Origin of the sequence: Aureibaculum flavum (assembly GCF_016406085.1) — a bacterium.
In the GTDB taxonomy this organism is placed as follows: domain Bacteria; phylum Bacteroidota; class Bacteroidia; order Flavobacteriales; family Flavobacteriaceae; genus Aureibaculum; species Aureibaculum flavum.
Genome location: NZ_JAEHFJ010000018.1, coordinates 1 through 12,501, shown reverse-complemented (window position 1 = coordinate 12,501; position 12,501 = coordinate 1). Strand labels below are relative to the sequence as shown.

Annotated in this window: 12 protein-coding genes; 9 read left to right on the top strand and 3 right to left on the bottom strand. The window is 30.5% G+C overall.

The window, feature by feature from the left end; all coding sequences use genetic code 11:
• Positions 1 to 458: 458 nt before the first annotated feature.
• Positions 459 to 1,490 (top strand): type IX secretion system protein PorQ, encoded by a 1,032-nt coding sequence (gene porQ, locus JBL43_RS19980; RefSeq protein WP_198843125.1) that lies wholly within the window; start codon positions 459 to 461, stop codon positions 1,488 to 1,490.
• Positions 1,490 to 2,185 (top strand): (d)CMP kinase, encoded by a 696-nt coding sequence (gene cmk, locus JBL43_RS19975; RefSeq protein WP_198843124.1) that lies wholly within the window; start codon positions 1,490 to 1,492, stop codon positions 2,183 to 2,185. The genes porQ and cmk overlap by 1 nt, the downstream gene beginning before the upstream one ends.
• Positions 2,186 to 2,191: 6 nt before the next feature.
• Here cmk and JBL43_RS19970 read toward each other — a convergent pair whose 3' ends face one another.
• Positions 2,192 to 2,824, bottom strand: coding sequence for a 7-carboxy-7-deazaguanine synthase QueE (locus JBL43_RS19970; RefSeq protein WP_198843123.1), 633 nt, complete (start codon positions 2,822 to 2,824; stop codon positions 2,192 to 2,194).
• Positions 2,825 to 2,932: 108 nt separating this feature from the next.
• Here JBL43_RS19970 and JBL43_RS19965 point away from each other — a divergent pair, with 108 nt between their 5' ends.
• From JBL43_RS19965 to JBL43_RS19945, 5 genes are all read left to right on the top strand, one after another.
• The gene (locus JBL43_RS19965) at positions 2,933 to 4,444 is read left to right on the top strand and encodes a helicase HerA-like domain-containing protein (RefSeq protein ID WP_198843122.1); all 1,512 of its coding nucleotides are present in this window, start codon (positions 2,933 to 2,935) and stop codon (positions 4,442 to 4,444) included.
• Between the two features lie 10 nt (positions 4,445 to 4,454).
• Positions 4,455 to 5,003: a hypothetical protein gene (locus tag JBL43_RS19960; RefSeq protein ID WP_233098840.1), complete on the top strand. Its 549-nt coding sequence runs from the start codon at positions 4,455 to 4,457 to the stop codon at positions 5,001 to 5,003.
• Between the two features lie 2 nt (positions 5,004 to 5,005).
• On the top strand, positions 5,006 to 5,503 hold the full coding sequence (locus tag JBL43_RS19955; RefSeq protein WP_198843121.1) for a YkgJ family cysteine cluster protein: 498 nt from the start codon (positions 5,006 to 5,008) through the stop codon (positions 5,501 to 5,503).
• A 16-nt stretch (positions 5,504 to 5,519) separates the two neighbouring features.
• The gene (locus JBL43_RS19950) at positions 5,520 to 6,377 is read left to right on the top strand and encodes a thioredoxin family protein (RefSeq protein WP_198843120.1); all 858 of its coding nucleotides are present in this window, start codon (positions 5,520 to 5,522) and stop codon (positions 6,375 to 6,377) included.
• Positions 6,378 to 6,854: 477 nt separating this feature from the next.
• The gene (locus tag JBL43_RS19945; RefSeq protein WP_198843119.1) at positions 6,855 to 7,310 is read left to right on the top strand and encodes a DUF6174 domain-containing protein; all 456 of its coding nucleotides are present in this window, start codon (positions 6,855 to 6,857) and stop codon (positions 7,308 to 7,310) included.
• 9 nt (positions 7,311 to 7,319) lie between these two features.
• Here the strand turns inward: JBL43_RS19945 and JBL43_RS19940 are convergent, their stop codons facing one another.
• Both JBL43_RS19940 and JBL43_RS19935 read right to left on the bottom strand, forming a co-directional pair.
• Complete coding sequence (locus JBL43_RS19940) at positions 7,320 to 8,420, bottom strand: serine hydrolase domain-containing protein (RefSeq protein WP_198843118.1); 1,101 nt, start codon at positions 8,418 to 8,420, stop codon at positions 7,320 to 7,322.
• Positions 8,420 to 9,676: an exo-beta-N-acetylmuramidase NamZ family protein gene (locus tag JBL43_RS19935; RefSeq protein ID WP_198843117.1), complete on the bottom strand. Its 1,257-nt coding sequence runs from the start codon at positions 9,674 to 9,676 to the stop codon at positions 8,420 to 8,422. Before JBL43_RS19935 ends, JBL43_RS19940 begins: the two co-directional genes overlap by 1 nt.
• 5 nt (positions 9,677 to 9,681) lie before the next feature.
• Here JBL43_RS19935 and JBL43_RS19930 point away from each other — a divergent pair, with 5 nt between their 5' ends.
• Together JBL43_RS19930 and lpdA are read left to right on the top strand one after the other, a co-directional pair.
• Positions 9,682 to 10,914 (top strand): ABC transporter permease, encoded by a 1,233-nt coding sequence (locus tag JBL43_RS19930; RefSeq protein WP_198843116.1) that lies wholly within the window; start codon positions 9,682 to 9,684, stop codon positions 10,912 to 10,914.
• 71 nt (positions 10,915 to 10,985) lie between these two features.
• Positions 10,986 to 12,374, top strand: a complete 1,389-nt coding sequence (gene lpdA, locus JBL43_RS19925) for a dihydrolipoyl dehydrogenase (RefSeq protein ID WP_117884278.1) — start codon at positions 10,986 to 10,988, stop codon at positions 12,372 to 12,374.
• Positions 12,375 to 12,501: the final 127 nt, after the last annotated feature.

Genomic DNA, 12,501 nt, shown 5'->3' with positions numbered 1-12,501 from the left:
GCCACTAGGTGGGAGAGTATGTCGTCGCCTTTCTTTTAAACCTTCATTATTAATTTAATGAAGGTTTTTTTATGATACTTAATAGAGTATTTATACTCATTAATATTGTGATTTTTTTAAAACCTATCATTTTAAATGGTAGGTATTTTTTTGGGAATAATTAACTTAATTTAAATATACATTAGTAAAACGAATATAATAGTAATAATAAAATAAACAGAGACATATGAAAGCTATAAAAGAAAAAAACGGAAAGAATACAACGGTAATTGTTCCAATGAGTACTATAACAAAACGAACAATTTGGAAAAATAGAAGAAGATATTCGTTATTAAGTTAATAAATGAAAATTATTTAAATCCTCGTTATTTTATAACGAGGATTTTTTTTGTTAAAATTGAAAATTTTATAAAATAATAACATTATAAACTATTTTTCTAGTTTCTTTGTGAAATCTAATGAAACAAATTTTAATCATAGTAATATTATCAATTTCGAACTTCTCTTTAGCACAAGTTGGAGGTGAGAACGTATTTAATTTTTTAAATGTTAGTACTTCAGCAAGGCAGGCTGCCTTAGGAGGTGAAGTATTAACTTTATATGATGATGTTAATCAACCTTTGTGGAATCCATCTACTATAAATAAAGAAATTGACAATCAGGCTTCTGTTAGTTATGTTGATTTTTTAGCTGATATTAATTACGGTTCGGCAACATTTGCTCACTTAATTAATAGAAGAATAGGTACATTACACGCTGGAGTTACCTATGTGAATTATGGAACTTTTATAGGTGCAGATGAAAATGGGCAAGAAACTGGCACTTTTAAGGCAAGAGATCTTGCGTTGTCAGTAGGCTATGCTTATAGAATTCCTAAAAGTAATTTTCATGCTGGTGCAAATCTAAAATATATCAGTTCTAGTATTGAAAATTATACATCAAATGGAATTGCCGTTGATTTTGGCTTAACTTATTTTAATGATACGAAACCATTTATAGTATCAGCAGTTATAAGAAATATTGGCTATCAGATCAATGTTTTTGATGAGGAAAGGGAATCTTTGCCTTTAGAAATTGCTGTAGGTGCATCTTATAAGTTGGCTAATGTTCCATTACAATGGCATGTCACGCTCGATAATTTACAAAAATGGAATGTTGCTGTGAGCAATCCATCGGACAGTCAGACGAGTATAGACGGAGAAACTTCAAATGATAATATATCATTTTTAGATAATGCTTTTAGACATGTGGTTGTAGGAGCCGAGCTTTTTCCTGATAAGGTTTTTAATTTACGATTAGGCTATAGCTTTAGGAGAGGTAAGGAATTACGATTAACAGAAAGTAGAACTTTTGCTGGACTATCAGCTGGATTCGGTTTACAATTAGGTAGATTGAAATTTAATTATGCATTTACAAAATATCATCCAGTAACAAATACAAACACATTTACCTTGAATATTAATTTAGCCAAGAAAAATTTTAATAAATAATGTCAAAAAAAATAATTATTGCTATAGATGGATTTTCATCTACAGGGAAAAGTACAATAGCCAAGCAATTGGCTAAACAATTAGGATATGCTTATGTTGATACAGGTGCTATGTATAGGGCTGTAACTTTTTATGCAATGCAACATAATTCTGTAAGTGCTGATTTTTTAAAAGAGGACGAATTAATTGAAAGTCTTAAAAATATTAACCTGAAATTTAAGTACAATGAAAAACTGAAATTTTCAGAAATGTATTTGAATGATAAAAATATAGAGAAAGAAATTAGAACTATGGAAGTTTCTCGTATGGTAAGTAAAGTTGCTGCGATTTCTTCTGTACGAAGAAAGTTAGTGGAACAGCAACAAGAAATGGGCAAGGATAAAGGTCTTGTAATGGATGGCAGAGATATTGGCACTGTTGTGTTTCCTGAAGCTGAATTAAAGTTATTTATGACAGCTTCTGCAGAAAAACGTGCTACTAGACGTTATAAAGAATTATTAGATAAAGGAGATAAAGTTAGTTTTGAAGAAGTTTTACAAAACGTTCAGCAAAGAGATCATATTGATTCTACCCGTAAAGATTCTCCACTTATTCTAGCAGAAGATGCTATTGAATTCGACAATAGTGATATGGGATTAAAAGAACAATTTGAAAGAATCCTTAATATTACAGAACGCTATATTGCAAAAGCTTAATTCGTTTTAAGGAATATTTAAATATTTATGTGTTTGTAGTGAGATTTTCCATTTTGGATTATTCATAACATAATCAACAATCATAGGTGTCATTTTTTCTTGATTGCTCCATTCTGGTTGTAAAAATAAAACACAATCATTACCAACTTTACTGGCCTGTTCTTCTGCAAACTGGAAGTCATTTTTATTAAAAATAATTACTTTTAACTCGTTCGCATTATCATAAACTTCTTGCAATGGTAATTTGTTTTTTTTAGGTGAGAGGCAAATCCAATCCCATTTTCCAGTTAATGTATATGCACCCGAAGTTTCTATGTGGGTTTTTAAACCTTCTGATTGAAGATGTTCTGTTAAATAATCCATATTATACATCAACGGTTCTCCGCCAGTAACAACTATGGTGTCGCTATATTTTTTTGCATTTTGGACTATTAGATTTGTCAATGTAGCGGGATGTAAATCGGCATTCCAACTTTCTTTTACGTCACACCAATGACACCCAACATCGCATCCTCCAACTCTTATGAAATATGCTGCTGTACCTGTATGGTAACCTTCTCCTTGTATAGTATAGAACTCTTCCATTAATGGAAGAATTTCACCCTTATTTAATAATTGTTGCGTTTTATCATCTATCATGATGCAAAGATAGTCGGATTGTGTTAATAATGCTATAATTTTGTTATTTGGATTCTCACTTTAATTTTTTAATCTTACTTTTATAGTCTCAATTGACACTGAAAAATTATGAGTAAAAAAGATGAATTCTTTGAATATATAAACGAAGGATATAAAGCGAAAGGAGAATATATAACTTTAGGTTCTGCAATGTTGGGCGAAGAAACGGTTACTGAAGCTTTTGTAAATATCCCATTGAAAACATTGAATCGTCATGGTTTAATTGCAGGGGCAACTGGAACAGGTAAAACAAAGACACTACAAGTTTTAGCTGAAAATCTATCTGAAAAAGGAATTCCTGTTTTGTTGATGGATGTAAAAGGTGATTTAAGTGGATTGGCGAAAGCAAGCCCAGGGCATGCTAAAATTGATGAACGTCATGCTAAAATCGGTTTACCGTTTGAAGCAAAAGGATTTCCAGTTGAAATTTTAACCTTATCGGAGCAAGATGGAACGCGATTAAGAGCTACAGTGTCAGAATTTGGACCTGTATTATTATCGAGAATTTTGGATCTAACCGAAACTCAGAGTGGTATAGTTGCTATACTCTTTAAATACTGTGACGATAATAAATTGCCGTTATTAGATTTAAAGGATTTTAAAAAGGTTTTACAATACGCTACACAAGAAGGTAAGAAGGAATTAGAAAGTGAGTATGGACGAATTTCAACATCTTCAACAGGGTCTATTTTAAGAAAAGTTGTAGAAATTGAGCAGCAAGGAGGTGAATTATTTTTTGGAGAACGTTCTTTTGAGGTAAGTGATTTAACCAGAGTTGATGATAGTGGTAAAGGAATGATTTCTGTTTTAAGATTAACAGACATACAGGATAAACCAAAGTTGTTTTCAACTTTTATGTTACAGTTATTGGCCGAAATTTATGATACTTTTCCTGAGCAAGGCGATTCAGGTAGACCTGAATTAGTACTTTTTATAGATGAGGCTCACCTAATATTTAATGAAGCATCAAAAGCATTATTAAATCAAATTGAGAGTATTGTAAAATTAATAAGATCTAAAGGTGTAGGTATTTATTTTGTAACTCAAAACCCTAAAGACGTTCCTTCAGATGTTTTGTCGCAATTAGGTTTGAAAATACAACATGCATTAAGAGCTTTTACTGCAAATGATAGAAAGGCAATAAAACTCACAGCGGAAAACTATCCTGATTCTGACTACTATGATACAGCTGAAGTATTGACTCAATTGGGTATTGGAGAGGCATTAGTATCTTGTTTAAATGAGAAAGGAATTCCTACTCCACTCGCAAGAACAATGTTAAGAGCTCCTATGAGTAGGATGGATGTTTTAACAGATAAAGAGTTAAAAGAATTGATTGCTCAATCTAAAATTGCAAAAAAGTATAACGAGGAAATAGATAGAGAAAGTGCTTATGAATTATTAGGAGAAAAAATTGAGAGGGCAGAGGAATTAGAAGTAAAAGAGAAAGAAGCAAAATCTAAAACAAGTCGTAAAACTTCAACAAGAAGTAGCACAAGAATGAATCCTATTGTTAAATTGTTGACGAGTGCTACATTTATGAGAGGTGTTTTGGGAATATTAAAAAAAGCAATGAAATAAATAAATTTTTATGAAAAAGTTAATACTATTAATTTGTGTTGTGTCGTTAACCATGATTCAATGTAAAGAAGAAACAAATTATACTATAGCTAAAGAGCAAGTAGGTAAAATAACAGGGGAGACTCAAATACAGGAGTTAGAATCACTATTTAAAAACGATTCAATTGTATCACATTTAGGTAAAGACAACGTTGCTGAAGCATCTTATGACGAATATTTAATATATAGTAAGGAAGGAGATCATTTATTAACCATTGTTCCTAAAACAGAGCAAGACTCCTCTTCAACTATTGAGAATATCCAAATTTATGATAAAACCTATAAGACGACTAAAGGATTAGGTGTTAAGGGAGTTTTTAAAGATATTGTAGATAATTATACCGTGAATAAGGTACAATCTACCTTTAGTACAGCTGTTTTATTTGTAGATGAACTGAATGCTACCATTACTATAGATAAAAAAGAGTTAGGCGTAAAAGATTTTGGTACTCAAAAAATTAAATTGGAGCAAATACCTGATTTAGCAAAAATTAAGGGAATTACGCTTTGGTTTAAGTAAGGATGAGAGCAACGCCAGAAAATTTAGCAGAGTTATGTAAAGAGAAAAAAACGGAGACAACGAAGTATTTTGCAAAACTCAGAAAAAAAACTCCTAAGAAATTAGATTTGACAATGCAGGAGTTGCATGACGATGAATTTGAAAAATTTGATTGCTTAACATGTGCAAATTGTTGTAAAACAACAAGTCCAATTTTTACTAATAAGGATATATCTAGAATTTCTAAACATTTTAGAATGAAGGAAATTAATTTCATTTCAACGTATTTAGAAAAAGATGAGGATGATTTTATGATACTAAAGCAAGCACCTTGTACTTTTTTAGATGAAAGTGATAATACCTGTACTATATATGATGTGAGACCTAAGGCGTGCAGTGAATATCCACATACGAATAGGAAAAAATTTATTCAGTTAACAAATCTCACCTTAAAAAACACTGAAATTTGTCCCGCCGTATATAATATTATTGAAAAATTAAAAAAAAACGTACCTTTATAGAATAAACATTTATATTATGAAAGCAGTCGCTAAATTATTTTTAATTGTAATTTTTTTATTATGTTCTAATACTGTAAAAGCTGATAATTGGATCTATTCTTTAGAAGATGCACAAAAGTTAGCCATAGCTACTAATAAATTAATTTTAGTTGATTTTTGGGCTTCTTGGTGCGGACCATGTAAAAAGATGGATTCTGAATCTTGGAGCAAAGATGACGTTAAAGAAGTTATGGGTAAATATGTTACAGTTCAGATTGATATAGACCAACATCGTGATTTAGCTCAAAAATACGGAGTTAAAGGAATTCCTTTTGTGTTTATTATGGATGCTAATGGTGAAGTTGTATATAAGCAAATGAGTTATATTGGGAAAAGTCAAGTTATAAAATTACTTGAAAAATATGCTTTAAACACGAAATATTTACAGACCGATTATTTAATTTATAATAAAAAAGTAAATAGTGTATCTGCATTTAGATTGGCTCAAAAGTATCAAGATTATGCTATGTTTTTGAATGATGAGATTAAATCCGATTTTTTGTCATTGTCAAATACTTATATAAAGCAAACAGAAAAAGAACTGAAAAAGGAAGATAATAAGAATGTTGCGATAAAGGAAAAAATTGAACTATTAGATATTCAAGATAATTTAATTAAAGAGAATTATAAAAAGAGTTCTAAGGCTTTGAGTAAATTAACAGAAGATAACATCAATGAGAAAAATAAACAATTCTTTTATTTTCTAAATTATGTAAACAGCAAAGGGAATGAGGAGTCTACAAATGCTGAAACATGGCTAACGAAATTAAAATCTACAAATAGGTTTGAAAATTATATTAAGAAAGCTGAATTGTTGTTTAAAGAAGATTCTTAATTAATTTTAAAGTAAGATTTTTTTCGTTAGTAAGAAGGAACTTTATGCGTTAAACTTTTACTTATTAAGTCTTTCTTTAGTTTTGTTTTTATGTGGCAAGAAATCATATGTAGATTTTTATGAATTCCAAGGCATTGTTGTTAATTATTATCGAACTTCCTCTGTATTTGATGGAATTAATAAAGTAACGGTTGGGTACAAATATCATTTTGATAAGAATATTCTTTTAAATGGATTTGAAAACGAGATTATAGATGTTAGAACTGTATTTTGAGGACCGATTGTCGTATTAGTACGTAAAAACAATCCATAAATGAGCTTTTTTGGTTATGGTGTGGTTATTAATGAAAAAGAACTTTATACAGGGTATCTATATTTGGTAAAAGACGAGGGATCAAAAGAAGGAGTAGATGTTGAGTAATTCTTTAAGCAACCATATTTCTTTTTTTTACATCATAAAAGTATCAATCTCTAACTATGATACGGAAAATATTTTCTTTATTGGTTTTATTAGTTTCATTTTGTTCATGTGATACTGACGATGAAAAAGCTATTAGTGATTTTGAATTAGCTAAAGCCAAATGGGAAAAACTACAATTTAATGATTATACTATACAAGAGAATACCTCTTGTTTTTGTGGTGGATTGTTAGAATGGACAACTAAAGTGATAAATAACGAAAAGGACACTGTTTATTTTGATGATTCTAAACTGTATAAAGGGCAAACCTATCAAATGGTTTTAGACGGAGCTAAAACAATTGAAGAAGCTTTTGATTTTATAGAACAATTTGATGTAACAACAGTATATTCATTTGATGCAGTATACGATGAGCAATTTGGATTTCCAAAAAGTATTTTTATAGATTATGTAGAAAATATGGCCGACGATGAAATCGTCTATTTATATAGTAATTTTACACCCACGAAATAATTTTCACTATTATTTTAGAAATATTTGTTCTAATTGATTGCCTAATTCCTTGATTTTAGCATTAGATAGGTTTGATAAAATAACGATAACTACTTTTTCATCTGGATACATTAATAATAGGGAAGAGGCTCCAATACCTCCACCAGAATGAGAATAGCGAGGAGTTTCTTTTTTTGTAGTATTTGTAGCAAATCCAATTCCATAATTCGTTTTTTTACCATCATTTAAAACTTGTGATGTGACCAATTCAGTTATAATTTTATTGTCTACTAATGTGGGGTTAATAATTTCATTACCAAATAGAATTAGATCATTTACTGTTGATAAAAATCCACCCCCAGCAGCTTTAAATTCATTATTAACCTCAGGGCCAATAATTACATCACCAGCATTGGTTTTTTTGTAAAATTGAGTTTTATGAGCTACAACTGAATCTGCTCTTTCTAAAACTGTATTATTCATTTTTAAAGGTTCAAAAACTTCATTTTTCATATAAATAGAAAAAGGTTGATTGGCTGTTTTTTCAATTACTTCACTCAATAAATTCCATCCATACGTACTGTATTTATAATCTGTACCTGGTTTAAATAATAAAGGATCATTTTTGAAAATACTAAGGCCTTCAGTGATACTCATTTTTTTGTTTAATAAAAACTCTTTTCCTTTATAATGCCTAATCCCTGCAATATGGCCAGCGACTTGTTTTACTGTAAAATCAAATTTCTTTTTAGGATAGTTAGGTAAATATGTATAAATACTTGTATTAAAATCTAATTTCCGGTCTTCTACTAGATTAGCCAAGGCTAAAGCAGTTAATGATTTAGAGATGCTCGCAATTCGAAATTGTGTTTTTGCAGGATCAACTTTTGATTGTTTTTCAAGATCTCCATATCCCAAACCGATTGAATAAGTGATACCATTATTTTTAGAAACAGCTATGGCTAACCCAGGAATTTTCTCTTTTTGTAAAAATCGAAGTGCTACAGTACTAGCAGCGTCATTTTCCTTTTGGTAACTAGAAGGAGGTGGTAAAGGTCTTTTTGGCGGAGCTGATTGTGCCGAACAAAAATTATATGCTAGGATTATGATTACAAATAGTAACTTTTTCATTAGTTATACATTAGATATTTTAATCTTATTTTTTTAAAGTTTGCAATATCTGCTTGCCAAGTTTTTTTAATCTCATCTGAGGATAAACCTTGTTCAATTTGTTGTTGCATTTTTTTTGTGCCTGCTAGTTTAGGCATAAAACTGTTGAAAAAATTCTCCTTATCTTTACTTTCATTATAGGTTTCAATAAGCCATTCCAAATTAATGGAATTTAACTTTTTCACAGTTCTTAAATCTTTTCCATAACATAACTCATCTTTAAATTTTGGGTTTTTTGCACCTTCATTTGATTGTGGTTTAAAAGTGAAATTTCCTTTTGGTAAAAATGGAGCTCCAAATATTTGAAATTGCATTTCAGTACCTCTACCAGCACTTATTTCAGTACCTTCAAAAAAACAGAGACTAGGGTATAAATTTATTGATATATCATTAGGTAGGTTTGGGGAAGGCTTAATAGGCAGGCTATATGGTGTTTGATGTGTATAGTTTTTTAAAGGCATCACTGTTAAATCACATTTCACATTGTTTTCTAACCATTTTTCACCATTTATCATTTGTGCATATTCACCTATTGTCATTCCATAGACAATAGGTACAGGATGCATTCCTACAAAACTCTTATATTTTTCCTCTCTCATGGGGCCGTCAATATAATGCCCATTCGGATTTGGACGATCAATTACTATTAAAGGAATATTAGCTTCAGCACAAGCCTCCATCACATAGTGTAAAGTTGATATATACGTATAGAACCTTGTACCTACATCTTGTATATCAAAAATTATAATATCTAAATCTTTTAACTGTTCAGAAGAGGGTTTTTTGTTTTTACCATATAATGATATTGTTGGTAACCCTGTAATAGGATCTTTACCATCAGCAATTTTTTCACCGGCATCTGCTTTGCCTCTGAAGCCATGTTCAGGTGCAAATACTTTTTTAATATCAATATTTAATGATATTAAAGTGTCAACTAGGTGCGTAAAACCATTTTTTTTATTTTTGACTACACTGGTGTGATTACCTACAATACCTGTACGTTTTTGTTTAATTAAAGTTAGGTAATTTGCTGGTGTAGAAATTTTTATATCACTGGAGACATCTGATAGTGACAAGCTGTCATGTACTGTATTTTGACTAATTTGGGGGTTATTTGTTGCGTTTTCACTAGTTGATTTATCTTTACATGAAATCAATGTGAAAACCAAAATAGAAACCCAAAAGAAATACGTATTTTTGAATTTGAAATTTATCATAAGGTTTGAACTACGAGTTATTTTTAGCTAAAAGAATTATTACTGGTAAACAGCATAAAAGTAGTATATCTTCATCAATTATAAAAATTGCTATAACGGCAATTGCATTAGGAATTATTATCATGCTAATTTCTATTGCCACTACTGTTGGTCTTCAAAAAAAGATAAAAGAAAAAATATCTGGTTTTAATGGTCATATTCAAATTGCGAATTACGAGGATAATAATTCTCAAATTACTGTTAGTCCAATTTCTATACATCAAGATTTCTATCCCGAATTTAAAAATGTTGAAGGAATAAAAAACGTTCAAAGTTTTGCAACCAAGGCAGGAATAATTAGAACAGAGTCAAATTTTGAAGGGGTAATTTATAAAGGTGTGAATACCGATTTTGATTGGTCATTTTTCAAAACCTATTTAGTAGAAGGAGATTTAATAAATATTACAGATAAAACATCTAATGACGTTTTAATATCTAAATTTATCTCTGAAAGACTGAATCTTAAATTGAATGATAAGTTTAACCTGTTTTTTATAAAAGATGACGGTTCTCCACCCAATAGAAGAGTGCCAACAGTGGTGGGTATTTATAATTCAGGGTATAAGGAGTTTGATGAAAATTTTATTATTGGAGACATCAAAACTGTGCAACGGTTAAACAAGTGGGAGGCAGATCAAATAGGAGGATTTGAAGTAATATTAGATGATTTTGATCAATTAGAAGAAAAAGGGGCAGAGGTTTATAAGCAAGTGGGGTCAACACTCAATGCACAAACCATTTCTGAAAAGTATGCACCTATTTTTGAATGGCTTGATCTTCTTGATACCAATATTATTGTTATTATAATCATCATGATATTGATAGCGGGCATTAATATGATAACAGCATTGCTTGTTTTAATTTTAGAACGTACACAAATGATAGGTATTTTAAAATCTTTAGGGAGTTCTAATTGGAGTATCCGTAAAATATTTTTATATAACGCCTCTTATCTAATAGTAAAAGGATTATTTTGGGGTAATATTATTGGAATAGGCTTACTATTAGCTCAAAAATATTTTGGCTTCATTAAACTAAACCCTGAAAATTACTATGTAAATGAGGCTCCAGTTTATATTAGTATTAATATGGTCTTAATACTTAACATTAGTACTTTAATTTTATGTTTGCTGATGTTGTTAATTCCATCTTATATAGTTAGTAAGATTAACCCTGTAAAAGCAATAAAATTTGATTAAATTTGTAATCGAGTTTTTTAAATAAAGTATCTGTTATAAAGATTTAAGAATAAAAAGATAAATATTACAAAATGAAATACGACGTAATTATCATAGGAAGCGGACCTGGAGGATATGTAACTGCAATTAGAGCATCTCAATTAGGTTTTAAAGTTGCAATTGTTGAAAAAGAAAAATTAGGTGGAATTTGCCTTAACTGGGGTTGTATACCAACCAAAGCTCTATTAAAAAGTGCTCAAGTATATGAGTATTTAAAACATGTAGATGCTTATGGTTTAAAGGCCAAAGAAATAGATAAAGACTTTTCTGCGGTAATTCAAAGGAGTCGTAATGTTGCGGATGGTATGAGTAAGGGAGTTCAATTCTTAATGAAAAAAAATAAGATTGACGTCATTGAAGGATTTGGGAAAATTAAAGCTGGAAAGAAAGTTGATGTTACTGATACTAATGATAAAGTCACTGAGTATTCAGCTGATCATATTATAGTAGCAACGGGTGCTCGTTCTCGTCAATTACCATTTTTACCTATTGATGGTAAAAAAGTTATTGGTTATAGAGAAGCAATGACTTTACCAAAACAACCTAAAAAAATGATCGTTGTTGGTTCTGGGGCAATTGGTGTTGAGTTTGCTTATTTCTATCATTCAATGGGAACTGAAGTAACCATAGTTGAATATTTACCAAATTTAGTGCCTTTAGAAGACGAAGAAGTTTCTAAGCAATTTGGCCGTTCTTTCAAAAAGTCAGGTATCAAAGTAATGACTGAAAGTAGTGTTACTAAGGTTGATACTTCTGGTAGTGGAGTAAAAGCGTTTGTTAAAACTAAAAAAGGTGAGGAAGTATTAGAAGCAGATATTATTTTGTCAGCTGTTGGAATAAAAACAAATATTGAAAACATAGGTTTAGAAGATGTTGGTATTGCTACCGATAAAGATAAAATTATTGTAAATGATTTTTATCAAACCAATTTACCTGGTTATTATGCTATTGGAGATGTGGTTCATGGTCCAGCTTTAGCTCACGTAGCTTCTGCAGAAGGTATCACTTGTGTTGAGAAAATTGCAGGATTAAATCCTGAAGCTATAGATTATGGAAATGTTCCAGGTTGTACATATGCTACTCCTGAAATTGCTTCTGTTGGAATGACTGAGGCTCAGGCTAAGGAAGCGGGTTACGAATTAAAAGTGGGTAAGTTTCCTTTTTCTGCATCAGGTAAAGCTCAAGCCTCTGGGAACCCTGAAGGATTTGTAAAAGTAATCTTTGATGCGAAGTACGGAGAATGGTTAGGTTGTCATATGATTGGAGCAGGTGTTACAGATATGATTGCTGAGGCTGTATTGGGTAGAAAATTAGAGACTACAGGGCATGAAGTGTTAAAAACTATTCACCCTCACCCAACAATGAGTGAAGCTGTTATGGAGGCTGTGGCTGATGCATATGATGAAGTAATTCATTTATAATTGACTATATAAATAGAATAAGCTTTTAAAGCTTAATTGTATTATTGGAATGTCTAGTCCTAAATAACCGATACAGATTATTAAAGGATTAAATTTATAACTTAAAGCTTAACGATACTAATATCGT